General features: G+C 40.7%; 24 protein-coding genes. 12 read left to right on the top strand and 12 right to left on the bottom strand.

From position 1 onward, the window contains the following. Positions 1-64: 64 nt before the first annotated feature. Positions 65-310, top strand: a complete 246-nt coding sequence (locus BM192_RS08740) for a hypothetical protein (RefSeq protein WP_051759692.1) — start codon at positions 65-67, stop codon at positions 308-310. 160 nt (positions 311-470) lie between these two features. Continuing rightward, the gene (locus tag BM192_RS08735) at positions 471-1,154 is read left to right on the top strand and encodes a basic secretory protein-like protein (protein ID WP_037439149.1); all 684 of its coding nucleotides are present in this window, start codon (positions 471-473) and stop codon (positions 1,152-1,154) included. A 59-nt stretch (positions 1,155-1,213) separates the two neighbouring features. On the opposite strand, the gene accD is transcribed toward BM192_RS08735, so the two are convergent. After that, positions 1,214-2,059, bottom strand: coding sequence for an acetyl-CoA carboxylase, carboxyltransferase subunit beta (gene accD, locus BM192_RS08730; RefSeq protein ID WP_037443287.1), 846 nt, complete (start codon positions 2,057-2,059; stop codon positions 1,214-1,216). A 153-nt stretch (positions 2,060-2,212) separates the two neighbouring features. On the opposite strand from accD, the gene fbaA reads away from it, so the two are divergent. The 3 genes from fbaA to BM192_RS08715 all read left to right on the top strand — a co-directional run bounded on the left by fbaA (position 2,213) and on the right by BM192_RS08715 (position 4,327). Next, positions 2,213-3,292: a class II fructose-bisphosphate aldolase gene (gene fbaA, locus BM192_RS08725; RefSeq protein ID WP_037443288.1), complete on the top strand. Its 1,080-nt coding sequence runs from the start codon at positions 2,213-2,215 to the stop codon at positions 3,290-3,292. A 149-nt stretch (positions 3,293-3,441) separates the two neighbouring features. Beyond that, a complete protein-coding gene (locus tag BM192_RS08720; protein ID WP_037443290.1) occupies positions 3,442-3,927 on the top strand; it encodes a low affinity iron permease family protein in 486 nt (161 codons plus the stop codon). Continuing rightward, positions 3,905-4,327: a GNAT family N-acetyltransferase gene (locus BM192_RS08715; protein WP_037443293.1), complete on the top strand. Its 423-nt coding sequence runs from the start codon at positions 3,905-3,907 to the stop codon at positions 4,325-4,327. Before BM192_RS08720 ends, BM192_RS08715 begins: the two co-directional genes overlap by 23 nt. 4 nt (positions 4,328-4,331) lie before the next feature. On the opposite strand, the gene BM192_RS08710 is transcribed toward BM192_RS08715, so the two are convergent. From BM192_RS08710 to BM192_RS08695, 4 genes are all read right to left on the bottom strand, one after another. Then, positions 4,332-5,201, bottom strand: a complete 870-nt coding sequence (locus tag BM192_RS08710) for a hydroxymethylglutaryl-CoA lyase (RefSeq protein WP_037443295.1) — start codon at positions 5,199-5,201, stop codon at positions 4,332-4,334. Positions 5,202-5,301: 100 nt separating this feature from the next. After that, positions 5,302-8,259, bottom strand: a complete 2,958-nt coding sequence (gene secDF, locus BM192_RS08705) for a protein translocase subunit SecDF (RefSeq protein WP_037443297.1) — start codon at positions 8,257-8,259, stop codon at positions 5,302-5,304. A 198-nt stretch (positions 8,260-8,457) separates the two neighbouring features. Next, on the bottom strand, positions 8,458-8,943 hold the full coding sequence (locus tag BM192_RS08700) for a dihydrofolate reductase (RefSeq protein WP_037443299.1): 486 nt from the start codon (positions 8,941-8,943) through the stop codon (positions 8,458-8,460). Next, positions 8,940-9,734 carry a thymidylate synthase gene (locus BM192_RS08695; RefSeq protein ID WP_037443301.1) on the bottom strand — a complete coding sequence of 265 codons (795 nt, stop codon included), beginning with the start codon at positions 9,732-9,734 and terminating at the stop codon, positions 8,940-8,942. Before BM192_RS08695 ends, BM192_RS08700 begins: the two co-directional genes overlap by 4 nt. Positions 9,735-9,842: 108 nt before the next feature. Here BM192_RS08695 and ispE point away from each other — a divergent pair, with 108 nt between their 5' ends. The 3 genes from ispE to BM192_RS08680 are packed head-to-tail and all read left to right on the top strand — an operon-like array spanning position 9,843 to position 12,325. Next, positions 9,843-10,727 carry a 4-(cytidine 5'-diphospho)-2-C-methyl-D-erythritol kinase gene (gene ispE / locus BM192_RS08690; protein WP_316931017.1) on the top strand — a complete coding sequence of 295 codons (885 nt, stop codon included), beginning with the start codon at positions 9,843-9,845 and terminating at the stop codon, positions 10,725-10,727. A 3-nt stretch (positions 10,728-10,730) separates the two neighbouring features. Continuing rightward, the gene (locus tag BM192_RS08685; RefSeq protein ID WP_037443303.1) at positions 10,731-11,150 is read left to right on the top strand and encodes an OsmC family protein; all 420 of its coding nucleotides are present in this window, start codon (positions 10,731-10,733) and stop codon (positions 11,148-11,150) included. A 2-nt stretch (positions 11,151-11,152) separates the two neighbouring features. Then, positions 11,153-12,325 (top strand): trans-sulfuration enzyme family protein, encoded by a 1,173-nt coding sequence (locus tag BM192_RS08680; protein WP_037443305.1) that lies wholly within the window; start codon positions 11,153-11,155, stop codon positions 12,323-12,325. A gap of 97 nt (positions 12,326-12,422) precedes the next feature. Here the strand turns inward: BM192_RS08680 and BM192_RS08675 are convergent, their stop codons facing one another. The 5 genes from BM192_RS08675 to tgt all read right to left on the bottom strand — a co-directional run bounded on the left by BM192_RS08675 (position 12,423) and on the right by tgt (position 19,270). Next, on the bottom strand, positions 12,423-12,734 hold the full coding sequence (locus BM192_RS08675) for a LapA family protein (protein WP_037442823.1): 312 nt from the start codon (positions 12,732-12,734) through the stop codon (positions 12,423-12,425). Positions 12,735-12,737: 3 nt separating this feature from the next. After that, positions 12,738-15,551, bottom strand: a complete 2,814-nt coding sequence (locus tag BM192_RS08670; protein WP_037442821.1) for a TolB family protein — start codon at positions 15,549-15,551, stop codon at positions 12,738-12,740. Positions 15,552-16,129: 578 nt separating this feature from the next. Further along, positions 16,130-17,035: a DMT family transporter gene (locus tag BM192_RS08665; protein WP_037442819.1), complete on the bottom strand. Its 906-nt coding sequence runs from the start codon at positions 17,033-17,035 to the stop codon at positions 16,130-16,132. After that, entirely contained in the window at positions 17,036-18,139 is a 1,104-nt protein-coding gene (locus tag BM192_RS08660; RefSeq protein WP_170844848.1) for an LptF/LptG family permease, read from the bottom strand. Beyond that, positions 18,140-19,270, bottom strand: coding sequence for a tRNA guanosine(34) transglycosylase Tgt (gene tgt / locus BM192_RS08655; RefSeq protein WP_037442817.1), 1,131 nt, complete (start codon positions 19,268-19,270; stop codon positions 18,140-18,142). It abuts the gene before it with no gap. A 132-nt stretch (positions 19,271-19,402) separates the two neighbouring features. Between tgt and BM192_RS08650 the strand changes: the two genes are divergently transcribed. From BM192_RS08650 to BM192_RS08635, 4 genes are all read left to right on the top strand, one after another. Continuing rightward, entirely contained in the window at positions 19,403-20,524 is a 1,122-nt protein-coding gene (locus BM192_RS08650; protein WP_074963971.1) for a glycosyltransferase, read from the top strand. Further along, the gene (rsmG, locus tag BM192_RS08645) at positions 20,515-21,147 is read left to right on the top strand and encodes a 16S rRNA (guanine(527)-N(7))-methyltransferase RsmG (protein ID WP_037442815.1); all 633 of its coding nucleotides are present in this window, start codon (positions 20,515-20,517) and stop codon (positions 21,145-21,147) included. The genes BM192_RS08650 and rsmG overlap by 10 nt, the downstream gene beginning before the upstream one ends. 80 nt (positions 21,148-21,227) lie before the next feature. Continuing rightward, positions 21,228-22,346 (top strand): DNA-processing protein DprA, encoded by a 1,119-nt coding sequence (dprA, locus tag BM192_RS08640; RefSeq protein WP_037442813.1) that lies wholly within the window; start codon positions 21,228-21,230, stop codon positions 22,344-22,346. Between the two features lie 150 nt (positions 22,347-22,496). Continuing rightward, positions 22,497-23,858: a pyridoxal-phosphate dependent enzyme gene (locus tag BM192_RS08635; RefSeq protein WP_037442811.1), complete on the top strand. Its 1,362-nt coding sequence runs from the start codon at positions 22,497-22,499 to the stop codon at positions 23,856-23,858. 99 nt (positions 23,859-23,957) lie between these two features. Here the strand turns inward: BM192_RS08635 and murA are convergent, their stop codons facing one another. After that, entirely contained in the window at positions 23,958-25,283 is a 1,326-nt protein-coding gene (gene murA, locus BM192_RS08630; RefSeq protein WP_037442809.1) for a UDP-N-acetylglucosamine 1-carboxyvinyltransferase, read from the bottom strand. Between the two features lie 32 nt (positions 25,284-25,315). Then, positions 25,316-26,002 (bottom strand): DUF4290 domain-containing protein, encoded by a 687-nt coding sequence (locus BM192_RS08625; RefSeq protein ID WP_037442807.1) that lies wholly within the window; start codon positions 26,000-26,002, stop codon positions 25,316-25,318. Positions 26,003-26,028 lie beyond the last annotated feature (26 nt).

Raw genomic sequence — 26,028 nt, 5'->3', positions numbered from 1 at the left:
CAATAGGTTTATGCGGGTGTTCTCCTGATAACTAGTCTAATTGCTAATATTAAATTTTACTTAAATGGGAAATCAGGAAGAATTAAACCGCAATGATAGAGATAAGCTGAATCAACAGCATAATACTGAAGAGGAAAAGAAAACTGTTTATAAAGAGAATACGACAGACGAAGATGAGACGCTAAGCAGTGGAGAAACATCCTCTACAAGACATTCCGGACGTTCGGAATTCAGTAATCAGCCGCAAAGGAAGAACAAGCCACTGGGCTCCGGGCATGAACCTGGAGTAACACCCGGCAGTGATTTCTAAGATATAACAGAAGCCCATATTGAAAAATATGGGCTTCTTCCGTTCTGGGATAGGTTGTCATTTATCGTCACAATTCAGTTTCATTTTAGCTTGTCCATATCAATTCGGGTACATTAGCTGCCGGATAAAGGTTAAATTTCTATCCGATATATATATGAAGATGAAACGTGAATTTTTTGGAGTAATTACTGGTATCACCTCTTTATTGCTGGCGACTGGTTTTACTGCTGTAGCTCAAGACAAGGAAGTTATTAAGAAAAATGGATTTACTCTAAACTGGGAGATCAAAGACCCCAATTTTCCCTCAGCACTTAAAACGCGGATGACGGAAACTTTTTTTAAAGTTTATCCGGTGTTGAAAAAACAATACAATAAAAATACAGCAAGCGAAGTCACTTTTGTAATTGATACAGCTTATAAAGCAGTTGCTGAAGCCTCCAATGGAAGAGTACTTTTCAGTCCAAGCTGGTTTGGGAAAAAACCAGGTGACATCGATGTGGTTACACATGAAGTTATGCATATTGTTCAGGATTATGGTTCCAACAGCGGTCCTTGGTGGGTAACAGAAGGTATTGCAGATTATGTACGATACACATATGGTGTTGACAATGCAGGGGCAGACTGGACCTTACCAGCATATAAAGCAGGTCAGAAATATGATCAGGGTTACCGCATCACCGCAAGGTTCTTCGTATGGCTTGAGAAAAACGGGTATCCTAATTTTGTTAAATCCATGGATAAAAATATGAGGGCACATACTTATACAGAATCAACCTGGAGAGATATCACCAAAAAGAGTTTAGATGAACTTTGGACGGCATACCAGGCCAATCCAGCAATCTAAAATTATTGCATAAAAAAAGCTCCGTTGATCAACGGAGCTTTTTTTATGCAATAATTTTATTAGTTCTTAACCATTTTAAGGAAGTTCGCCAGTTTGGCCTTCATCTCTCGTCTGTCGACAATGAAGTCAAGGAAACCGTGTTCCTGAACAAACTCAGCAGTCTGAAATCCTTTTGGTAAGTCTTTTTTTATGGTTTCTTTAATTACCCGGGGACCTGCAAAACCAATTAAAGCACCTGGTTCTGCAATATTAATATCTCCAAGCATAGCGTAGGAAGCGGTAACGCCGCCCGTTGTTGGATCTGTTAATAATGATATATATGGGATTTTCGCCTGACTAAGGAGCGCAAGTTTAGCAGAAGTTTTTGCCATCTGCATTAAAGAAAAAGCTGCTTCCATCATCCTTGCACCACCAGATTTTGAAATCATCAGGAAAGGAATTTTATGTTTAATGCTGTAATCAATAGATCTCGCTATTTTTTCACCAACTACAGATCCCATGGAACCTCCAATAAAATTAAAGTCCATGCAGGCAATTACTAGCTCTTCACCATCAATTTTTCCTACAGCAGCGCGAATTGCGTCTTTTAACCCTGTTTTAGCTTGGGTGTCGACCAATCGTTCTGTATATGGTTTGCTATCTGTAAAGTGAAGCGGATCTCCCGATGTAAGATTGCTGAAAAGTTCAGTAAATTCATTTTGATCAAAAAGAACCTGGAAATATTCTTTGGAACCTACTCTTAAATGATAGTTGCAATAGTGGCAAACGTACTGATGTTCAGTTAAATCTGCACTGTGTAATGCTTTTTTACAATTAGGACACTTGTTCCATAAGCCATCCGGCGCTTCTTTCTTTTCTTCTGTCAGCGTACTGATACCTTTTTTTTCTCTCTTAAACCAAGCCATGTTATGTATGAAAAATGCGATTACAAAGAAACAAAAAAAAATCAGAACAGTTTAATCTCACGCTGACAAATCCTTTCTGATGAATTATTTAGCCCCGGAGATTTGCCCGGCCTGATATTTTTCCTAACTTCGGCTAACATAAATCTAATAATAATGAGTTTAAAAGGCTATAAAGGCGTAATTTACGGAGATGCCGTTCAGGAATTATTTGAGCAGGCTAAAAAACATCAATTTGCTTTACCAGCAGTAAATGTTACCGGTACAAATACGATTAATGCAGTTATGGAAACTGCTAAAGCAGTGAATTCACCGGTGATTATTCAATTATCGAATGGTGGTGCACAGTTCTATGCAGGAAAAACCCTGAATAATGATAATCTTCAGGCTTGTGTACTAGGCGCAGTTTCTGCAGCTAAGCATGTGCATTTACTGGCAGAACATTATGGTGTTGCTGTAGTATTGCACACTGATCACGCTGCTAAAAAGTTATTACCATGGATTGACGGCTTACTTGATCACGGAGAGAAATTCTTTGCTGAACATGGTAAACCTCTTTTCTCATCGCACATGCTCGATCTTTCTGAAGAGAGCATTGAAGAGAACATGGAGATTTCTACAAAATACCTGGCACGTATGGCTAAAATAGGTATGACTATCGAAATTGAACTGGGTGTAACTGGTGGCGAGGAAGATGGTGTGGATAACAGTGATGTAGATAGTTCTAAATTATATACACAACCTTCAGAAGTAGCTTATTCTTATGAAGAATTGAGTAAAGTGAGTGATAAATTTACTGTTGCAGCTGCTTTCGGTAACGTTCATGGTGTTTACAAACCAGGAAACGTGAAATTACAACCGGTAATTCTGAAAAATTCTCAGGAATATGTAAAAGAGAAATTTGGACTGACTGCAGAGAAACCAATTAATTTTGTTTTCCATGGTGGTTCAGGCTCTTCTCAGGAAGAAATCAGAGAAGCAATCTCTTACGGCGCGGTTAAAATGAACATCGATACTGATATGCAATGGGCATTATGGGAAGGTGTATTAGACTACTACAAAGCAAATGAAGCTTATCTTCAGGCGCAGATTGGTAATCCAGATGGCGACGATAAACCAAATAAGAAATTTTATGATCCACGTGTATGGTTGCGTAAAGGTGAAGAAGCATTTGTTAAACGTTTAACTCAAGCTTTTGAAGACCTGAACTGCAGAGACGCAAGTGACAAATTATAATTTAACCCATTAACCTGTAATTTCAGGTAAATGTTATTCTAAAGGCCCCGGTATTCTACCGGGGCTTTTTTTTTATTCCGGACCCCGGATAACCCACATTATTTATATGAAATAGTGTTTATTATTACTGACATTTAGCATAAAAAAATATGAAAAACAGTGATAAAAATTTTGTGTTCGAAAGATTCGCCAATGCTGCTACTAGATTTACCGGCAGTTCAGCTGCATTTATTATCGCATTGATGATAGTAATCATATGGGCAGTTTCCGGGCCGCTATTCAAATACTCAGAGACCTGGCAGCTGGTTATCAATACCGGTACAACTATTATTACCTTTCTAATGGTGTTCCTGATTCAGAAGGCACAAAACAAGGATGGTAAAGCAATACAACTAAAATTAAATGAATTGATTGCGGCACATGAAAGGGCAAGTAACCGAATGGTCGACATCGAAGATCTGACGGAGGCAGAATTGGACCAGTTGCATAAGTTTTATGTCACATTGTCAACTCTGGCGAAACAAGAAACAGATATTCATTGTTCTCATTCTATAGATGCAGCCATAGTCGTGGATCAGAATAAGAAAAAGCATATTTATAAACACAAAAGTGATGGAAATACTCCAAGTCAATAAAGCCAGAACTAAAGAAGAACTGGAAACGGTCTTCGCAATCCGAAATCAGATCTTTGCCGGGGAGCAGGGGTCTCCTGCAGCAATGGAGTCTTCAGATGATAATGATGCAGTGCATTATATTGCTTTGATGGACAATAATCCATGCGGCGCTTGTCGCTGGCGTAAAACTGAAGATGGCTATAAACTGGAACAGTTTGCGGTTTTACCTGAATTCCGTAATAAAAGGGTAGGGCAAGCTTTGCTGGCTGCTGCGCTGGCTGACATCCCTCAGAACTCAGAGTTAATTTACCTCAATGCACAAGCGGACGCGGTTGGGCTTTACGCCCGTTTTGGTTTCGCAATAGAAGGAGATCTTTTTGAAGAAGACGGTATACAGCAGTATCGAATGGTTAAGGTATAACGCATTAATTATAGCTAAATACTTCAGTAGATAATTGTAACGCTTCATTCCAGTAATAATCATTTATCCCGGTTGATTCCTTTCTGCTTTCCAGAAACGCCAGCAGCTCTTCTGTGGCTATGTTACCTGTCAGGTCATCCTTTGCCATAGGGCAGCCACCAAAACCCCTTAGAGCACTGTCGAAGCGTCTGCATCCGGATTCATAAGCTGCCGTTATTTTTTCAATTCTTTTTTCAGGCGTACTGTGCAGATGCAGTCCACATTCAATATCCGGAAATTGTTTCTGAAGCATAGGCATGAGTATGCGGATCTGCTCGGCAGTAGATACTCCGGTTGTATCGGCCAGTGAAAGTATCTTTGTCCCCAAGCCTGCTAAACTGGAAGCCCATTCTCCGACGATATCGAAACTATATGGGTCTCCATATGGATTGCCAAAACCCATCGACAAATAGATTACCGCAGTCTTTTGATGCCTGTCACAAAGTTCCAGAATCTGATCTACCGTGTTGAGAGAAGCAAGCATGCTCGAATTCGTATTCCGGTGCTGAAACGTTTCTGAGATGGAGAAGGGGAAACCTACATAACTGATCTCTGGACAAGCTACCGCTTCCTCAGCCCCCCGGAGATTAGCAGCAATTGCAAGTAATTTTGTAGAAGTACTGCTCAGATCAAGTTTTTCAAGCACATCTTTAGTGTCCTGCATTTGAGGAATAGCCTTTGACGAAACAAAACTTCCAAAATCAAGCGTGTCAAATCCGGCTTTCAGTAACAGGTTAATATAAGCAGCCTTGAGTGCCGTTGGTATAAATTCATGAATTCCCTGCATGGCATCTCTTGGACATTCTACCAATTTCAAAGTGTTTTCTGTATTCATATGTTTTTGACTGATCAGGTGTTTCACACAAGGTATCAAAAAATGTGTGTAACAAAAAAAGGCATCCCTGGGGATGCCTTTTTTATGCATTTATTATGAATTAATGCGCCGGATGTTTCTCTCCTTTTCCTAAGTCAATAACAATAGGAGTAGAGATACACAGTGACGAATAAGTACCGATAACACGTCCGATTAACAAGGCGAAGATGAACCCTCTGATGCTTTCTCCACCGAAGATGAAGATAACCAGTAATACAAAGAATACAGTTAAAGATGTTAAAATGGTACGGCTTAAAGTACTGTTCAGTGCAAAGTTGATTAATTGATTACGCTCTTCACCGTAAAGATCGTCTTTACCAGATTCAGCAAGTTTCTCACGGATACGGTCAAATACAACAACCGTTTCTGTCATTGTGTAAGACATAACTGTTAAGATTGCAGCGATGAAATCCTGACCAATTTCTAGAGAGAATGGTAACACCCCGTCCAGGATTGTATAGAATGAAAGAACAAGCAGTACATCATGAAATAATGCGATAACTGCACCTAAACCATAGTTTAGTTTTTTGAACCTTACGATGATATAGATAAACATCAGCAGACAAGAGAAAAGAATGGCACCATAAGCGCTGTATACTAAATCACTTGCGATGATCGGTCCTACCTTCTGGTTACTTTCGATTGAATATTTAACGTTTGTTTTATCCAGACCTGCTTTCAGTGCGTTTTCGACAAGTTTGTCTGCACCGGCATCCTGATCAGTAATATGATAAGTTGTAGTGATTTTAAGTTCATTGTCATTACCTGCCGTTTTAACCTGAATTTCTTCATGTTCAAAGCTTGGCGCAAGGACCTCTTTTACATCTTCGGTATTCATGCCTTTATCGAAATGAACGATATAAGTACGGCCACCTTTAAAATCAATACCTAATCTTAAACCACCATTTTTAAAGTAGAAGACGAAACCTAATACGATGATGATTGAAGAAATAGTATAGTAGATCTTTCTGTGTCCAACAAAGTTGAATGCAATATTTTTGAAGGCGTGAATGGTGTATTTATTACCGAAAGTGATATTTGCATTTTTACCAAGCAGTGAGTCGAAAACCAGACGTGAGATTAATACCGCACAGAATAGGGACGAAAGAATACCGATACATAAAGTAGTTGCAAAACCCTGAACCGGGCCGCTACCAAAAACGTAAAGAATAACACCGAGGATTAATACTGTAACGTTCGAGTCAATAATAGAAGGCATTGCATGTTTGAAACCTTCGCTAATAGAAGCAGAAACAGATTTCCCATGATTTAGTTCTTCCCTTACACGCTCAAAGATCAGAATGTTTGCATCGACCGACAGACCGATTACCAGAATGATACCAGCAATACCAGGTAAAGTTAATACAGCACCCAGCGAAACCAGGATACCCATAATGAAGAATAAGTTGATAACCAATGCAAGGTTAGCTACCCATCCGGCTTTGTTGTAATATAAAGCCATGAACACCAGGATTACCACAAATGCAAGTACAAATGAAAGTAAACCATTATCAATTGCAGCCTGGCCTAAAGAAGGACCAACAACAAATTCACCAACGATACGTGCAGGCGCAGGTAATTTACCAGCTTTTAAGATATTGGCTAAATCCTGAGTTTCATTCACTGTAAAGTTACCGGTGATTGAAGAGATACCGTTTGGAATTTCGTTCTGAACAGTAGGTGCAGAATAAACTGCATTATCAAGGACAATAGCGATTGATTTTTTATTGTTAGGATCTGCAGAAGCTTCAGCTGTGATTTTTTTCCATTTCTGAGCGCCATCGCCAGTCATGTACATTGTTACCTCAGGTTTACCTTTCTGATCGTAATCATGACGGGCATCACTGATTGCTTCACCACCTAAATCTGGTTTGCCATCTGGAGATAAAGATTTGATTGCGTATAATTCAAATACTTTAGTGCCGTCCATCGGTCTTACACTCCACATGAATTTGAAACTTTGTGGAATGATAGATTTTACTTCAGGTAAATTGAAATAGGCATTTACTTTGGCAGTATCTTTTTGAGCTACCCAGCCAACAGTCGGGCCTGGGCGTAAAGAAGGTTGTCCATTTTCAGCCTGGTAAGTCGGGATGTTTAAAACAGAGAACAGTGGGTTGCTTTTAGCGAGGTCGGCTGTTTTAGCATCAACAGAGTCTTTAGATCCGGCTTTCTTTGCCAGGTTTGCTAAAGCACTTCCGCTTTTTGCCGCTGTATCAGTTTTTACTGCAGCAGTAGCTGTAGTGTCTTTTAAAGTGGAGGCAAGGGTTTTGTTGATGTTTTCCATCACAGAATAAACTTCTTCATTCTGATAAACCTGCCAGAATTGTAATTCTGCAGAACCCTGTAATAATTTATGAACCCTTTCTTTATCCTGAACACCCGGCATCTCAATCAGGATACGGTTAGTACCTTCTTGTTTCTGCATGTTCGGACTTACTACACCAAAACCATCGATACGGCTTCTGATAATAATGAAAGAGCGGTCAATAGCACTGTTAGCTTCTTTAGAAAGGTAAGTCTTAACGTCAGAGTTGCTGGCGTTAGCTTTCAGCTGTTGTGCATTATCCTGATTGGAGAAATAATCAGCTAACTTAACGTTGGGGCTAAGTTTTTCAAATTCATTTACAAACAGGTTGATAAAATCTTTACCACCGGCATTCATCTGATTTTGTGCTGTTGTGATAGCTTTGTTGAAATTAGCATCATCCGGGTTACCAGCTAAAGATTTAACCAGTTCGCCTAATGAAATTTCCATAGTAACGTTCATACCACCTTTAAGGTCAAGACCAAGGTTGATCTCTTTGCCTTTACAGAATTCGTAGTCGAAACCGAAGACCGGATAGACAGGTACACTAGACATGGAGTCTAAGTAAGCTTTTTCTTTAACCAGGTCACCTTTGGCATACGCTTTGGCGTCTTTTTCTACCTTCGAGGTGACTAGATTGAACGAGAGTGAATACACACAGACAATACCTAATAGTATTGCCATAAATTTAATGAAACCTTTACCTTGCATTTTTTGTTTGTAATTATTTGTCTATGCTGTATTATTTTTCAACAAGTCGGCAAATCTAATTAAATTTTTAATTTAATAGTCAGCCTAATATAATATTCGGACCGTTTAATTGAATTTAATTTCTTATGCAGCTTTTAGCTGCATTTTAAGCCATTTTTACGGTTTGGACATTTTGAACGGGCAGATCATTTAAATTAATTATCTGCGTATCAGGGTTAAAAAAGTATAATTCAATTGATTCTTTTCGTCCGCCGGAAAAGCCGTTCTCGACACTTCTTTCCATTGTGCAGGATCTGTTTCCGGGAAGAATGTATCTGCCTCAAAATCTCCTTCCACAATAGTGATCTCTAGTTTTCCTGTAACTGCTAAAGCAGCTGTGTATATTTGTGCGCCGCCAATAATGAAAACTTCTTCTTCGCTATTGCACAATGCAGTCGCATCTTCCAGGCATGAAACGACTTCTATCCCCGGTATTTCCAGATCCTGTTGTCTGCTAATCACAATATTTCTGCGGTTAGGCAGTGGTTTCCCGATGGAGTCATAAGTTTTTCTGCCCATGATTACGGTATGGCCGCTAGTCAGGGATTTGAAATGTTTCAGATCGGCAGGCAGATGCCATAGTAATTTATTATCCTTTCCGATAGCCCTGTTTGTGGCCATGGCGACAACTATAGTTAACATCATACGGCTACGGCTCCTTTAATATGGGGATGGGCCTCATAATTTTTCAAACTGAAATCTTCATATTTGAAATCGAAAATATCCTTTACGTCAGGATTTATGTCCATCTGTGGTAATGCAAAAGGAGTTCTGGTCAGTTGAAGTTTGGCCTGTTCAATATGGTTATTGTATAAATGTGCGTCACCAAGGGTATGAATGAAGTCGCCATATTGTAATCCGCAAACCTGTGCCACCATCATAGTCAGCAGTGCATAAGAAGCAATATTAAACGGTACCCCGAGGAAGATGTCGGCACTGCGCTGGTAAAGCTGGCAGCTTAATTTACCATCGGCAACATAGAATTGAAAGAAAGCGTGGCAGGGTGGAAGGGCCATCTGGTCAATTTCTGCGACATTCCAGGCAGAAACAATAATCCTTCTTGAATCCGGATTAGTCTTGATGGTCTGGATAATCTGGCTGATCTGATCGATATGTGTACCGTCCGGGCGCGGCCATGAACGCCATTGTGATCCATATACAGGTCCCAGGTTACCCTGTTCGTCTGCCCATTCATCCCATATTTTCACCTGGTTATCTTTGAGGTAGGCTATGTTCGTATCCCCGCTCAGGAACCAGATCAATTCATGAATGATAGATTTGAGGTGTAATTTCTTGGTGGTGACCATCGGAAAACCATCCTGCAGGTTAAATCGCATCTGGTAGCCGAAGACACTGATTGTTCCTGTACCGGTGCGGTCATGTTTCTGCGTTCCGTGATCCAGCACATGCTGCATCAAGTCCAGATATTGTTTCATGTGTAGTATTTAATGTTTCCGCAAAATAACATAAAAAAAACACAGACACCCAAAATACCAGGGACATGATCATTTAATTTTGGCTATTACAAGGTAAAAATTACAAGAATGCTATTAATTTATTTTTCAGGGCAGATGCCTTCGCGCTTTTTGGTTTTTGTAAGTTTGCAGCAGAAACGACCTGCTATGCTCGCATTTGCCAACTGTAAAATTAATTTAGGTTTAAATATTACTGCACGCCGGGCTGATGGATATCATGAGCTGGAAACCATATTCTATCCGGTAAAACTTTATGATGTCGTAGAGCTCAATGCGGCGGAAAATACCAGTTGCCAGATTAGGGGACTTGACATTCCTGGCAGCGGTGAAGACAATCTCTGTCTTAAAGCCTTCCGCTTACTGCAAAAGGAATTCGATCTTCCGGAGCAGCAGATTACTTTACTGAAAAATATACCGATAGGTGCAGGTTTAGGAGGTGGTTCAGCAGACGCCGCGTTTTTGCTGAAGCTGATCAATTCAAAATTTAGTTTAGGTATCACAGAAACGGAGCTGGAGCGCTATGCAGGGACTTTAGGTGCCGACTGCCCTTTTTTTATTCAAAATAAAGCAGTTTATGCTGCAGGTATAGGAGATGAATTCTCTGCAGTGAATGTGGATTTGTCCGGCTATCACATAACCATCGTCAAACCACCTGTTCATATTTCAACTGCCGAAGCTTATGGTGCAGTCCGGCCGGCAGCCCCACCGATATCACTTAAAGACGTAATTAACCTGCCGGTAAGTGAATGGAAAGGCAAAGTCAAAAACGACTTTGAATCACCTGTTTTTCAAAAATATCCTGAAATTGCACAAATCAAACAAATGCTTTACGACTCAGGTGCTACATTTGCCTTGATGAGTGGTAGTGGATCCAGCGTTTTTGGGATATTCGAAAATAACGTAAAACTGCCGGAGCTTGAGCAAAATAACCTAATATTTTACACCAGACCTTAAATTATGGAAATCAACCTGACCAGAAAAAATAATAAATTCAATTTTGAAGCGGAAAATTCATCTGGATTTAAAGTAGAATTAGATGCTAATCCAGCAATCGGTGGTGACGGAAAAGGATTCAGGCCAATGGAGATGCTTCTGGTAGGACTCGGTGGTTGCAGCGGAATTGATATGGTCAATATCCTCAGCAAACAAAAAGAAGAACTTTCGGATATCCGTATCCGGATTAATGCCACCCGGAAAGAAAAGGAAGTTCCAGCGATTTTTGAGGTGATCAATATTCACTTCGACCTATACGGATCACTTAGCGCACAGAAAGCAGAGCGTGCACTCGATCTGACATTTGAAAAATATTGCTCCGTATCCCATATTCTGGGGCATTCAGCGAAAATTAACTTCACCTATACCATCCATACAACATAACCATGCCGAACGATAACTTTGAAACCATTGCTATACGGCTGCAGACGGAACGCAGTCAGTATAAAGAACATTCAGTTCCGCTCTATCTGACTTCAAGCTATAAATTTGATGATGCAGAAGAAATGCGCGCGCTTTTCGCGAATGAAAAAGAAGGAAATGTTTACAGCCGCTATGCTAATCCGAATACAACCGAACTGATTGAAAAAATGGCAGCACTTGAAGGTGCGCAGACGGGATGGGTGACAGCGACAGGAATGGCTGCCCTGTTCACTACTTTCGCAGCTTTCCTGGCTGCAGGTGACCATGTATTGTCCAGCCGCTCAGTTTTTGGCTCCACACATCAGTTACTGAATAATATTTTCCCAAAATGGAATATCAGCTATTCCTATGCAGACCTTGATAAAAAAGAGCAATGGGAAAATGGAATCCAGGAGAATACTAAAATGATCTTTGTAGAAACACCTTCCAATCCAGGGATCGATATCATTGATCTGGAGTGGATCGGGGCACTTGCTAAAAAGCACGGTATCCTGCTGGTAGTAGATAATTGTTTCGCTACACCTTACCTGCAGCAGCCACTAAAATATGGTGCAGACCTTTCCATACACTCTGCTACTAAATTTATTGACGGACAAGGCCGTACACTCGGCGGGATTATCCTGGGGTCGGACGAACTGATTCGTCAGATTGAGGGCTTCGCCAGGCATAGTGGGCCGGCAATGTCACCGTTTAATGCATGGATACTTTCTAAAAGCCTGGAAACACTGGCTGTCAGAATGGACAGACATTGTGAAAATGCGCTGAAAGTTGCGAACTTTTTGGAAGCACGTGAGGAGATCAAACAGGTCAGATATCCATTTTTACCATCCCACCCACAATACGACATTGCTAAAAAGCAGATGAAGCAGGGCGGTGGGATTGTTACACTAGTGATTAATGGTGGTGGAGCGGCTGCTGGTCGTTTTATGGACCGTCTGAAAATGTTCTCTATCTCTGCCAACTTGGGAGATACCCGTTCGATTGCCACACATCCTGCAACCAGTACACATTCCAAATTAACTGAAGAGCAGAGACTGGAAGTCGGCATTGAGCAGGGTACAGTAAGGCTTTCTATTGGTCTGGAGCACATTGATGATATAATTGCAGATATCAGTCAGGCATTACAGGTTGATTAATTTGTTAATTTAAATTTTAATATTCAATAAAAAAATGCCGGTTTCCTAATGGAGGACCGGCATTTTTTTATTGAATTCATTTTGAATCAGATCCAGCTTAGCTGATATAATCCCGGTCTTCGTCTGAAAGTGTGTTTTTTGGGTTTTCCTGAAGATGACCATCTTCATACCTGCCTTTTTCAAGCTGGTTATCATCGAAACGATTATCATAAGTGCTGATTACAGTTTTAGGCCTTCCCACCCAATATCCCAGTATAAATCCAACAAAAGTGCAGATCCCCACTACAAGGAGCTTAGAGATTTCACCAGTTCCGAAAATAAAGTTGAATTCGACAGCCTCTGTATTCATCATCAGGAAGATTGTGATCAGGACTGTGAAAATGATGATTAGAATAGTTTTAAAGCGCATAGGTTAAAATGTATAGTTGACAATCAATTCAAATATAGGATTCTGATGGTATTCCCGGTTTACAAAAATAAATCTGGTACCCACATCCACTATCGGCTGGTAACGCAGTAGATTCATGCTGCTGAATACCTCAAAGCCATATGTTTTGGGCTGCCCCAGATTTGATTCCCTGCCCAGATTCTCGTAATGTGCAAACAGGCCCGCTCTCACACTGCGGATATAGGCCAGCGAGCTTAATTCTGCGTCAGGAAAGAATAACGGGAATCTGTAATTCATCAGCAACGAATTTTTCATCAGACTTTTTGCCCGGATATTATTATAGCCATAGACCGTGCTAACCTCATTGTTAAAGCTACGGATTCCGGAAGCAGACTGATAATTAAAATTAGCCATAAAACTGTGGTTGCGCAGTATTCCGGGGAAATAAAGAAAACCCTCCGCTGCGAACACATCTCCACTCAGCAATGCATCAAATGGCTGGCCAAGATAAGTTAGTCTCAGAATTTGTGCCCAGCGCGGTGCAACATCTCTGGCTGAAGAGCGCACGATATGAGAAAAAGAAACTCCGGTCTCCAGTGGGAATCTGATTCTGGTAATATAGTTTTGCGGCATCTGTTCAGGCATATAACGTTGCGTGTAACTAGTGCCCGCTCTTACACTTATGCCGTAGTTGTGGTGGCCACTGCTAAAGTTAAAAGGAACCAGTGCTTCCAGTTTAACATAATTCTCCCGCCAGTCTCCTTGTTTAATTCCGGTGGGCGGAGTGCTGTAGAAAGTTCTGCGTGCTCTGTTACGGTAGGTCAGGTTGAAAATAGGGTAGAAGGTTTTTAAACTTATTCCGGCATTATACTCGAATCTGCCAAGGTCACTCTGATAAGCAATCCCTGCGTAGGAATCTACAGTGTTCAGCAGGTTATTCGAGACGAGCTGGATACCGCCTTTGTGTTCATCTTCAATAACCGGAATTACACTATGTATGCGGAAAAGGTTTCCCAGGGCATTATATCGCTTGCTGGTGTAGGTGCTGTCAGGGATGTTTTCGAACACACTGCCCGTATTTTCCTGTTTTTCAGCAGCCTGACCAAAGTAAACGAAAGTATTGGTTCCGGTTTCTTTAGGCTTATTGCCCATTTTTGCGATCGCATAACCATAAGAGCGATAATCGTTGAAGATTAAACTGTCTTTACCAGGAATGGCCGAAACATTAAATGCGCCGTATTTAGAGGCGCTCAGTGCCATTATCTTCTTGCCGGCTGAGTCTATGCTGTAAATGTTGTTTATTCCATTGTAATGCGCGTTAAATGCGATTGAGGATTTAATGAATACCGGTCTTGTTAGCTGCTGTCTGGTTTCTGGTATGAGAATCGTGGTTTTTCCGCTGCTATCCACAGTATTTAAAGTTTTTCCTGCTTCGCTACCGGTTATGTAGGCAATCAGGGTCCCTTTATCATTGTAGGCTGGCGTCTGGATCTGCAGATTCTTTGGATTAGGAAAAGTTCTGATAATTTTTCCTGTAGCTGCATCCAGTTCGATCAGGTTAATTTTGTTAGAAAGATCAATTTCCACTGCAGCTATTTTGAGTCCGTTGGCAGAAAGGGTGGGGGAGAAGATTCTTGTCCTGGTTGTTAGCTGTTTAACTTTTTTGGTTTCCAGATCGTAGATACAGACCACGCTATAACTTCGCTGGCGGAATCTCATATCGTAACGGATTTCATTCCAAACGATCTTGCCTGCTGAATAACTGAACCAGGGTTCTTCCTGCTGACCAATTGATTTAAGTCTTGTCTGTTTACCTTCAGGTGTCAGAAGTACAAAAGCCGGAGTTTCTGCTTTACTTTGCAGCAGACTTAAAATATTGCCGTTCTTCAGTTGAACCGGCAGCATGTAGTTAGTCTCGAATGTAGCAGGCGGGCTGAGCTGAGGATAAGTCTCCGATAAGTTCTTCCGGTCCTGCTGCAGCCACTCTTTTCCAATTTCACTGTTGACAGCATCGTACCATTGACGGCCGGTTTTACCGGTGAATTTTTGCAGGCTGCCTGCAAAAGGATAAAGCCTGAATGGTCTCTTTTTAATGTCTGTCAGTACACTATCAAATACAAATTTACCAGCCGATTTGCGGATGCCTGAAGACAGCAGGTAGCCTAGCTGATAATAGCCGGGGGTAATGTCTTTTTCCGATCCGAAATTTGCCTTGCTGTAGCTGAACTTTCTACCCTCCAGTAAGGCTGTTCTGTAGGGCATGATCCATGCAGGTTGCCTGCCGCGACCGGAGTAGGTAAGGGCTGTTTCTGTCGTTACGGCATCACCTTCAAAAAACCACATTGGGATGCTGGCTCCCATCCAGGCAAAATATACTTGTTCAGGGAAGGGGTAGGGTCTGCTTCCGGTTAATTTGTCGAACTGTGCAGCATGCCGGAGCTCGTGAACAGCCAGGTTATTCAACCAGTCCTGGCTGTCGAAATTCTGAGGAGGTGTGCTGAAGAATTCGGATTTTTTAGGACCTAGCTGGACGAAGCCATTAGCGATTACTCCGCGATTTTGCAGGAGTATCGGAATGGGCGAAATCTTTACGTTAAGGCTATTTCCGATGGCAGGGGCAATATGTTGGAAAGTATTAGCCATACGCTGTGCATCTGCCTCCATTTCCAAGGGATAAATGATGCGGAAACTTCCGCTGGTAATTTGCTTCCATTTTACACTAAGTGGGTTCTGTTCCCCAGAATATACCTGTCCGATCGCCGTATGTGATGTACATATGGAAGTCAGTAGTACTATTTTGCTGATTATTAAATATTTATTTAGTGTAAAAAAACGCATTCAAGAGTTGTGCTAAAATAATTAGTAAAATTTAAAAATTAAATCCATTATTATATGATGTTTAACTTTATTTGTTTAGTTTAAATATCTGATAGTTAGTGTAAATATTTAAATATTTTATTCGAGTATTTTATAAGGTATTTTCTTTTTTTAATGCCGTTCTCCCGTAGTTTGTATTTGTTTTATTCTATCTTTTTATTTGGAAATAAAATTTGATGAATATACACTAATATTAGAAAATAAATAGAATGATTTTGTTTATTCCAGTTTGAAATAAGATGGCTTTCTACGACTCCTGCTTCCCCTACCCTCACGGAGTTTCCATACTTCTTCTGCCGGATAAACTGAGTATGGACCCCTTTGTTTGTGCTTGTTTTATTCCGCTGCGGAGCGCTGTTTCATCAGTCTGATCGCCTTATTTTTTTCTGAATTCTATTTGAAAATTGGCACCTGTATTAACTGTCGTATTGATTGAAGATTTCCTTTCGGATGCTGGGCTTAAATCTTAAGATATGAGTTTTGAGCGCGCATAAAAAAGGCCTCAAAGAGGCCCGGTCAATATAATATTAAGCTTGTTTTTATTTGGAGGGTCCGAGTTGACTTTGTCTTTTTTTATAGATTGGATAAAGAAAAACTGCACCCAGAATAAGGACAGTTCCACCGTAAAATCCAAGCGACATTGTCTCTTTATGATCAAAGAATAAATAGGCTAATATGATGCCGTATACCGGCTCCAGATTTGTGATTAATGCAACGCGGAAAGCAGACAATGTACGCATCACAGATACGCCGGCAATGTAGGCCAGTGCAGTACAAACAGTTCCTAATATGAACAGGTAAATCCAATCGGATGTGCTCAGGTTAAACGTTTCATGAGACAATGTTCCATCGAAAATTCTATATAATGTTATCCATACAAATGCGCCGGATATCTCATAAAACCCAATGATTTTGGCATCGCTTTTTTGGGCAAACATAGAGTTGAAAACAGAAAATGTTGCCGAGCAAAGTGCAGCAGATAAACCCACAATGATACCCATTGTGTAATTGCTTTCAAATTTAAAGATCATGTAAATGCCGGCAATAATTACCAGACCGATGATAATATCACTTAGCTGGATCTTTGTTTTTCTGAAAAAAGGTTCTAAAATGGCTGTAAATAATGTGAATGCAGACAGGCAGACCAGGGCGACGGAGACGGTGGATACTTTAATAGCCTCGAAGAAAAGGATCCAGTGCAGTGCTACAATACTTCCTGTAAAGAAGAATTGCAGAAATTCTTTCCGGCTTATTTTAAGGTTAAACTTACTCGCTTTAAAATAGAAAAAAAGGGTGATGCTGGCAATCATAACCCTATACCAGACCATTCGTACCGGATCTATCGATATTAAGGCACCCAGGATCCCCGTGAAGCCCCAGATTAAAATTGTACCATGAAGTATCAGTAAACTTCTGTTTTCTTCGTTGAGAGCGGGCTTTGTCATTTATTTTGGAGCTTTTCTTAAAAGATAGTAGCCTAGTAATCCGAAGAAAATGGTTGGCACCAGGACAGCGAGTAGCGGAGGAATTCCACCTTTAATGGAAAACATCTTGGCAAACTGGTTTAATACGATATATGCGAAACTCAGAATAATACCCACTCCGAGTGGCAGGCCAACACCTCCGCGAACCTTTCTGGACGAAAGCGCAACCCCTATGAGCGTCAATACAAAGGCCGATAATGGCTGTAACCACCTTTTGTATTGTTCAAAAAGCAGGTCATTCCTTATACCAGTTCCCCTGGTCTTTTCCTTCTCTATTTTATCGACTAACTCTCTATTCGTAAGTGTTTCGTATACATTCTCATAGGCTGAGAAATCGTTTGGACTCATGTCCAGAACAGTATCTTTGGTTTTGGTTAGCCCGTTTTCAAAGCTTTCTTTTAATCCGTTGATATGGCGTACCGTATAATTGGTTATTTTCCAGCTTCGTTTTAAGGAATCCCACTTAATATTTTCCGCAACTAATTTTTTAACCAGAACATCACCTTTAAAGTTATCCAGCATAAATTTATACCCGGATTTACTTTTGTTTTCGAAAGATTCGATATAGATATAGGTGTTGTCATCGAGCTTCATATGAATATTCAGCTTACTGGATGGGTCATTTTTCTTTACGTATGTATTTTCGAAGGTAGTCTTTAACTGATTAGTGTAGGGTAAAATATAAAGATTAGAACCCAGGTTAGCAGCGAAAATGATAAATGCTGAGATCAGGTAGGGCTGCAGGAACCGGTTAAAGCTTACACCACCGCTGAGGATAGGTACGATCTCTGTCTGATCGGCCATTTTTGCTGTGAAAAAAATCACAGCAATAAAATTGATCAGCGGGGACAGCATATTCACATAGAAAGGAATTGAACCCGCGTAATAAAGTGATATAACTTGCCAGAGCGTAAGGTTGTTGCCTAAAAAATCATCCAGTTTCTCTGAAAGGTCAAAGATTACAATGATAACCACGAACAAAGTCAGGGTATAGATAAACGTACCCAGATATTTGCCAATGATATAGCCGTCAATAATCTTAATTCTGCCTTTCAGGAAGTTCATTTACAGTTTATTACCTAATATAGTTACCATTTTATTTTTCCAGGCGTAAAACTCGCCGCTAATAATTTTTTCCCTTGCTTCTTTAACCAGCCAAAGGTAAAAATGTAGATTGTGCAGTGTTGCAATTTGTGCACCAAGCATTTCTTTAGAATGCATCAGGTGACGCAAATATGCTTTCGAATAAACCTGATCCGCATACAGATCACTATCTGCGTCAATAGGAGAGAAATCATCTGCCCATTTTTTATTCCCGATATTAATAATCCCGTTGCGGGTAAAAAGCATACCGTTTCTTGCATTTCTTGTTGGCATTACACAATCAAACATGTCAATGCCTAAAGCGATGTTTTCCAGGATATTAATTGGTGTGCCAACACCCATAAGATAACGTGGTTTATCTTCTGGAAGTACATTGCAGACCACTTCAGTCATACCATACATCTCTTCTGCAGGCTCGCCCACCGACAAACCACCAATTGCATTACCTTCGCGGCCCATGCTGGCAATAAACTCTGCAGACTTTACACGCAGATCTTTATAAACAGAGCCTTGCACGATAGGGAACAGGGTTTGCTCAAAACCATACTTTGGTGTAGTCTCATCAAAACGCTTGCAGCACCTCCTTAACCACCTGTGGGTCATGTTAATGGAATTTGCTGCGTATTTGTAGTCACAGGGATATGGTGTGCACTCATCAAAAGCCATGATAATATCAGCTCCGATAGTGCGCTGAATGTCCATTGCATTTTCAGGCGTGAACAAGTGTTTTGATCCGTCAATATGGGAGCGGAATGTAACACCTTCTTCTTTAATCTTATTCACCTTACTCAGGGAATATACCTGATAACCACCGCTATCCGTTAGAATAGGACGGTCCCAACCTATAAATTTATGCAAACCACCGGCCCTTTCCAGAACATCAAGTCCCGGTCTGAGGTACAGGTGGTAGGTGTTTCCCAGTATAATTTGTGCATTGATATCATTTTCCAATTCACGCTGATGAACAGCTTTAACCGTTCCGGCAGTGCCCACAGGCATGAAAATGGGTGTTTGAATCTCGCCATGAGCGGTAGTAACTGTTCCGGCTCTAGCTTTAGAGTGGATATCGTTTGCCTGTAAAGTAAATTTCATTTATATATACGCTTCCTAAAATCTCGGCAAAAGTAGCAAAAAACAGCCGGTTTACCGCCTAAATTTTTTATCAACAAAGGGCTGCAATACAGATTAAAAACCTGAAATTTGGCAGCTGTCAAAAACATCAATGTGGAATTAACTCTTATTGAAAGCTGTTTAACCGGCGCTCTCCTTTTTTGCTTTGCTATTCAACTCTATTTCAGTCTTTTTGTACACCTGAAACTAGTCACTGTTAGCGTGGAAGAAATTCCCGACCAGTCATTAGAACCGATCAGTGTAATTATTTGTGCCAGAAATGAAGCCGATAATCTCAGCCAGTATTTACCTCTGGTGCTGGAGCAGAACTATCCCAATTTCGAGGTTATTGTCGTCAATGACCGCTCGTGGGATCGAACCCGCGAAGTTCTGGAAACCTTGAGTGAGCAATATAAAAACCTAAAAATAGTGAAGGTTCCCGAAGGTGAAAAGTTTATTGCGGGCAAGAAGTTTGCCGTAACTATGGGTATAAAAGCAGCTTCGAACGAATGGTTGGTTTTCACAGATGCAGATTGTTCTCCAGCGTCGCCAAACTGGCTTTTGGGCATGCAGCAGCCTGCAGATGAGCAGGTTTCTATCGTTCTGGGTTACTCACCTTATATGCGTAGCAGGGGGATTTTAAACAGCCTTATCCGTTTCGAGACCTTTTTTACCGCTATTAATTATCTTTCTTTTGCTTTAAAAGGCATGCCCTATATGGGGGTAGGCAGAAATATGGCTTATAAAAGGTCGCTATTCTTTAAGAATAGAGGGTTTGCTGCACATATGCATATCCCTTCAGGTGATGACGATCTCTTTGTAAACGCAAATGCAACATCACGTAATACGGAGATCAGAATTAATCCAGATGCACACGTCTGGTCTGTTCCGAATACAACGCTAGGCGCCTATCTTCGTCAGAAGAAACGTCATTTCGGGGCGGGTAAGTTTTATAAGAAGAGTCATCAGTTTATACTCAGTCTTCAGATTATAGCACAGTTCCTATTTTATGCCTTGCTGACTGCGCTTTGTTTTTTCAAGTCAGGAATTTTGGTTGCGGGAGGGGTTTTTGGCCTGAGCCTGTTAATCAGATGCCTGATTTATCCCCGTTTATTAAAACGCCTTAATTATGCAGAATTACGCTGGTGGTTCCCGGTTCTGGACATACTATTGTTTGTTTTCCTGATAATTAACGGCATTCTCTCTATATTTATTAAAAAAGTCAAGTGGAAATAAAATCAGCCCTACTGCAGAGGTATTTTACAAATCTAACAGAAGATCAGCAACAAAAATTTGAACAGTTGTATGATTTATATGTATTCTGGAATGCACAGATCAATGTGATTTCCAGGAAAGATATCGAAGAATTATACGAAAGACATATTTTACACTCACTGGGAATAGCTAAATTCTGTACATTCCAGCCAGGCGCATCCATCCTGGATGTTGGTACAGGTGGTGGTTTCCCCGGAATCCCCCTAGCCATATTATTCCCTGAAACTAATTTCCATCTGGTCGATTCTATCGGCAAAAAGATAAAGGTTGTAAATGAGGTAGCGGCGGCTTTAGGCCTCAAAAACATTAAGGCGACGCATTCCCGGGCAGAACAGGTAGAAGGGAAGTATGATTTTGTAGTTTCCAGAGCAGTAACCAGGCTCATCGATTTTTATCCATGGATTGCAGATAAGTTTAAAAAAGACTCTATTCATGCGATCCCAAATGGCATCCTTTACCTCAAAGGAGGTGATCTGGCAGAAGAAATTAAGGAATCCAGGTTAAAAGCAGAATTATATCCGCTCTCTGAATATTTTGATGAAGAATTTTTTGAGACTAAATACGTCGTATATATACCGAGTTAATCACACATAAAATGCTGATCCGTTCAAACGTCGCTTAAAGAAATTTAACAGGTTTCGTCTGCTATAAACTAATTTAGCAGATGAGCCTTATACATCAGATAGCACTTACACTGATCCCGTCAGTCGGTCCCGTAAATGCGAGAAAGCTAATCAGTCACTTCAAAGATGCTTCAAATATCTTTAAGGCAGGATCTTCCGCATTAATTTCAGAAACAGGGATGAGCGCTGCGATGGCGGCGCAAATATGTAGTTCCTTACCGCTGCAGTTGGCAGAAGAGCAGCTTCTGCTGCTCAATAAATACGGCTGCCGCCCACTATTTTTTACAGACCCTTTATATCCAAAGAACCTGAATCAGTGTCATGATGCACCCCTGTTACTTTATAGCAAGGGCAATGCGCAGCTAGAACAGGATCGCATTATTAGTATCGTGGGTTCCAGAAAGACCACCGCATATGGGTTGCAAAGCTGTGCTGCGATCGCTGAGGTCTTGCAGGATTACGATGTAATGGTGGTTTCCGGGCTGGCTTATGGTATTGATGTTTGTGTCCACCGCGAGTGTCTGCGTCTAAATATTCCTACAGTCGGCGTTTTGGGGCATGGCCTGGACCGGATTTATCCGGCTGTACACCGGGAAACTGCCGTTGAAATGTTAAACTGTGGTGGTCTTCTTTCAGAGTTTCCATTTAAAACTTCGTGCAGGCCGGAGAATTTTCCCCGGAGAAATAGAATTATTGCTGGTATTGCCGCAGTGACGATCGTTGTGGAAGCAGCAGAAAAGGGTGGCGCCTTGATTACTGCCGACCTGGCAAACTCTTATCATAGAGATGTTTATGCCGTTCCTGGCAGAATTACAGATGTGGGATCGGCGGGCTGTAATTATCTGATCAGGACAAATCAGGCAATTTTATTGCAGCATACAGCAGAAGTAATGGAAGCAATGGGCTGGAATAAAGTTCATAAGCGGCAACAGGAAGCGCAGCTTGCCAAAGAAAACGAAAAGGCTAACCAGCAAAAAATATTATTAACAGCAGAGCAGCGCGCTGTATTTAACGCACTGAGCGAAAAAGGATTGCAGGCAGATCAACTTTCAGCCGCACTTAAATTGGGAGCCGGCGCATTAGCGCTAACCTTACTTGATCTGGAAATGAAGGGTTTAATCTGCGTGAAACCAGGTGGATTGTATCAGCTATTGCATTAAGGATTGTGAAAAATGCCATATAATTGTTGCCTATCAATCAATATGACGGGGCTAATCAGAATTATATGCGGTATAGATTGATTATTCGGAATAATGTAATGATTATTTGTATTGATTAAATATCTAGGAATCAAGTCGTATTTTTGTAATATGTGGTATAACAATATATTGGAAACTATAGGCAACACACCGTTGGTGAGGTTGAATACAATTACAAAAGATATTCCGGCTACTGTGCTGGCTAAAATAGAAACTACTAACCCGGGTAACTCTATTAAAGACCGTATGGCTTTAAAGATGATCGAGGTAGCGGAGAAAAATGGGCAGCTGAAACCTGGTGGAACCATTATAGAAGGTACTTCCGGGAATACCGGAATGGGTCTGGCTATGGCTGCCATTATTAAAGGGTATAAGTGTATTTTTACAACAACAGATAAACAATCCAAAGAAAAGGTAGATGCCTTAAGGGCATTTGGTGCAGAAGTTATTGTCTGCCCTACAAATGTAGAACCAGAAGATCCACGCTCTTATTATTCCGTTTCTTCCCGTTTGGAGAGAGAGGTTCCTAATTCATGGAAGCCTAATCAATATGATAACCTTGCCAATTCTTTAGCTCATTATGAGCAGACAGGCCCCGAAATCTGGGAACAGACCGAAGGTAAGATCACGCACCTTGTGGTGGGTGTCGGAACAGGAGGGACTATTTCCGGTGCCGGAAAGTATTTGAAGGAGAAGAACCCGGCAATTAAAGTTTGGGGTATAGATACCTATGGTTCTGTGTTCAAAAAATACAAAGAGACTGGTATTCTGGATAAAAACGAAATATACCCGTATATCACAGAAGGAATTGGTGAAGATTTTCTTCCTGAGAATGTGAACTTCGATGTCATTGACCTTTTTGAGAAAGTAACAGATAAAGATGCTGCTTTGATGACCCGTGATATTGCCCGGAAGGAAGGTATCTTCGCCGGAAATTCGGCGGGATCTGCAGTTGCAGGACTTATGCAGCTTAAAGATCAGCTAAAAGAAGGTGATCTTGTTGTAGTTATTTTCCACGATCATGGTAGCCGTTATATGGGTAAAATGTATAATGAAGACTGGTTGAGAGAACGAGGTTTCTTGAAAGATGAGAAGCTAACTGCAAAATCTATTCTTGCCAAGAAGGAAAAATTGGAAATTGTGACTGTAGATTGTGAAAAGACGATTGTAGAAGCGATCAATACGATGAATGCTTTAAATATTTCGCAGATACCAGTTACTCAAAAAGGCATGGTTGTCGGTAAACTGGCAGAAGGAGATATCTTAAGAGCATTGATGGAGAACCCGGCTTTGAAGTCATCTCCGGTAAAAGAAATTATGTCTGCGACTTTCCCATTTGTTGATCTTAATACGTCAATAGATAAGATTTCGGCGCTGATCAATAAAGAAAATAGTGCCGTGTTAGTTGAAGATGAGCAAGGCAATTTTGATATTATCACCCAATATGATATCATTAACGCTATCTCCGCTTAAGTCTAATAATTTGTAATTCTATTAGATAGATACAAAAAAAGGCTTCCTGATTTTTATTCAGGAAGCCTTTTTGTTTAGAGTTAATACTCTTAATATAAATTAATGACTTGGTGCAGAAGCATCTACACGCTTAATCTGCGCACCTATTGCTCTTAAACGGGTGTCGATATCCTGATAGCCTCTTTCTATCTGTTCGATATTAAATATAGTCGATTTACCTTCCGCTGAAAGTGCTGCGATTAATAGAGAGACACCTGCACGAATGTCGGGAGATGTCATACTGATACCTTTTAACTGGTATTGTTTGTTAATTCCATTAACCGTAGCTCTGTGTGGATCGCAAAGAATAATCTGTGCGCCCATTTCAATTAGCTTGTCTACAAAAAACAGGCGGCTTTCAAACATTTTCTGGTGGATTAATATCGATCCTTTAGCCTGTGTAGCTACGACAAGTACAATGCTCAGTAAATCAGGAGTAAATCCTGGCCAGGGAGAGTCTGCTATAGTCAGAATCGAACCATCAATAAAAGTATCGATGATATAATGTTTCTGAGAAGGGATATAGATATCATCGCCTCTGCGTTCAAATTTGATACCCAGTTTACGGAAAACATCAGGTATAACACCTAATTCGTCATAACAAACGTTTTTGATCGTAATCTCTGATTCAGTCATTGCCGCCAGGCCTATAAATGAACCGATTTCAATCATATCAGGTAACATTCTATGTTCTGTACCACCCAGTTTAGTTACTCCCTCGATAGTAAGAAGGTTGGAACCAATGCCGGAAATTTTAGCACCCATGCGATTCAGCATTTTACATAATTGCTGTAAATAAGGCTCACATGCTGCATTATAAATCGTAGTTACACCTTTTGCCAGTACTGCTGCCATTACAATATTGGCAGTTCCGGTTACTGAAGCTTCATCCAGCAGGATATATGCACCCTGAAGATTAGTTGCATCAACATTAAAAAAGGATGCTTTACTGTCGTAAACGAATTTAGCACCCAGTTTCTCAAAACCCAGGAAATGTGTATCCAGTCGTCTGCGGCCAATTTTGTCGCCACCTGGTTTAGGGATTGCAGCCTTACCGAAACGTGCCAGTAATGGACCTACAATCATAATGGAGCCTCTCAGGCTTCCGCCTTTAGATTTAAATACATCTGATTTAAAAAATTCCAGATTTATGTTTTTGGCTTCAAAAGTATAGGTATCTTTTGAAATTCTCTCCACCATTACACCGAGGTCACTTAAAAGTTCAATCAGTTTATTAACATCTTTAATGTCCGGAATATTACTTACTGTAATCTTTTCCTCCGTTAATAAGACGGCCGAAAGAATTTGTAAAGCTTCATTTTTGGCTCCCTGAGGGTGTATCTCACCCTTTAGTTTCTTCCCGCCTATAATTTCAAATGCATTCATATTGTGCTAACCTCGTATTTTAAATCTGCTTCCTAGTGCCTTTGCTTCGGATTGTTGTTGTTGCTTCTGGGGCGGTTATTATTGTTGTTGTTTTGTCTGCCCTTGTTGTTATTGTTATTATTACTGCGACCGCGGCCGGCATTCATAGATGGTCTGCTAACCGGAGGTCTGAATTCAACCTTGGCCAGGTTAATGTTTTCTTCCAGTTGCAGTTTTCCTCCCGAAAGTTCATAAAGGTTTTTAAGGATAGTTTCATCAGCTACTGTATCCTTATTCCAGGTTACGTAAGCCATTTTCATGAAATTAGCTATTCCCTGAACCATGGCTGCTCTGCGTTCCGGTTCATCTACAGCAAGTGCCCTGTCAATCAGAACTTCCACAGTTTTACCATAGTGTTTATACTTTATACGTTGCTGAGGATAACCAATATGTGCAGGTTTTACCAATGCTGCTTCGGGAGTTGGTTTAGGGTAAGGACTGTCAACTTCAATCTGGTAACCTGAAATAATATGCAGGTGATCCCATAATTTGTGTTTAAAATCTGCGACGTCTCTTAAATGCGGGTTTAGAAAACCCATCAGATCAATCACCGCCTGAGCGTATTTGTTTCTTTCTTCCAGATCGGACAGGCCACAGATATATTTGACCATATTCTGCACATTACGTCCGTATTCAGCAAGAATTAATTCGTTTCTTGTGGTATTATAATCGAAATTCATTCAAATTTATTTCTAATGGCCCTAAC

The organism is Pedobacter antarcticus, from assembly GCF_900112985.1.
Taxonomy (GTDB): Bacteria; Bacteroidota; Bacteroidia; order Sphingobacteriales; family Sphingobacteriaceae; genus Pedobacter; species Pedobacter antarcticus.
This window is presented reverse-complemented; position numbering and strand designations above follow the sequence as displayed.

Bases quoted from the DNA above. Each gene is read 5' to 3' on its own strand.
- BM192_RS08740 (WP_051759692.1), top strand. From the start codon at position 65: ATGGGAAATCAGGAAGAATTAAACCGCAATGATAGAGATAAGCTGAAT.
- BM192_RS08735 (WP_037439149.1), top strand. From the start codon at position 471: ATGAAACGTGAATTTTTTGGAGTAATTACTGGTATCACCTCTTTATTG.
- accD (WP_037443287.1), bottom strand. From the start codon at position 2,059: ATGGCTTGGTTTAAGAGAGAAAAAAAAGGTATCAGTACGCTGACAGAA.
- fbaA (WP_037443288.1), top strand. From the start codon at position 2,213: ATGAGTTTAAAAGGCTATAAAGGCGTAATTTACGGAGATGCCGTTCAG.
- BM192_RS08720 (WP_037443290.1), top strand. From the start codon at position 3,442: ATGAAAAACAGTGATAAAAATTTTGTGTTCGAAAGATTCGCCAATGCT.
- BM192_RS08715 (WP_037443293.1), top strand. From the start codon at position 3,905: ATGGAAATACTCCAAGTCAATAAAGCCAGAACTAAAGAAGAACTGGAA.
- BM192_RS08710 (WP_037443295.1), bottom strand. From the start codon at position 5,201: ATGAATACAGAAAACACTTTGAAATTGGTAGAATGTCCAAGAGATGCC.
- secDF (WP_037443297.1), bottom strand. From the start codon at position 8,259: ATGCAAGGTAAAGGTTTCATTAAATTTATGGCAATACTATTAGGTATT.
- BM192_RS08700 (WP_037443299.1), bottom strand. From the start codon at position 8,943: ATGATGTTAACTATAGTTGTCGCCATGGCCACAAACAGGGCTATCGGA.
- BM192_RS08695 (WP_037443301.1), bottom strand. From the start codon at position 9,734: ATGAAACAATATCTGGACTTGATGCAGCATGTGCTGGATCACGGAACG.
- ispE (WP_316931017.1), top strand. From the start codon at position 9,843: ATGCTATTAATTTATTTTTCAGGGCAGATGCCTTCGCGCTTTTTGGTT.
- BM192_RS08685 (WP_037443303.1), top strand. From the start codon at position 10,731: ATGGAAATCAACCTGACCAGAAAAAATAATAAATTCAATTTTGAAGCG.
- BM192_RS08680 (WP_037443305.1), top strand. From the start codon at position 11,153: ATGCCGAACGATAACTTTGAAACCATTGCTATACGGCTGCAGACGGAA.
- BM192_RS08675 (WP_037442823.1), bottom strand. From the start codon at position 12,734: ATGCGCTTTAAAACTATTCTAATCATCATTTTCACAGTCCTGATCACA.
- BM192_RS08670 (WP_037442821.1), bottom strand. From the start codon at position 15,551: ATGCGTTTTTTTACACTAAATAAATATTTAATAATCAGCAAAATAGTA.
- BM192_RS08665 (WP_037442819.1), bottom strand. From the start codon at position 17,035: ATGACAAAGCCCGCTCTCAACGAAGAAAACAGAAGTTTACTGATACTT.
- BM192_RS08660 (WP_170844848.1), bottom strand. From the start codon at position 18,139: ATGAACTTCCTGAAAGGCAGAATTAAGATTATTGACGGCTATATCATT.
- tgt (WP_037442817.1), bottom strand. From the start codon at position 19,270: ATGAAATTTACTTTACAGGCAAACGATATCCACTCTAAAGCTAGAGCC.
- dprA (WP_037442813.1), top strand. From the start codon at position 21,228: ATGAGCCTTATACATCAGATAGCACTTACACTGATCCCGTCAGTCGGT.
- BM192_RS08635 (WP_037442811.1), top strand. From the start codon at position 22,497: ATGTGGTATAACAATATATTGGAAACTATAGGCAACACACCGTTGGTG.
- murA (WP_037442809.1), bottom strand. From the start codon at position 25,283: ATGAATGCATTTGAAATTATAGGCGGGAAGAAACTAAAGGGTGAGATA.
- BM192_RS08625 (WP_037442807.1), bottom strand. From the start codon at position 26,002: ATGAATTTCGATTATAATACCACAAGAAACGAATTAATTCTTGCTGAA.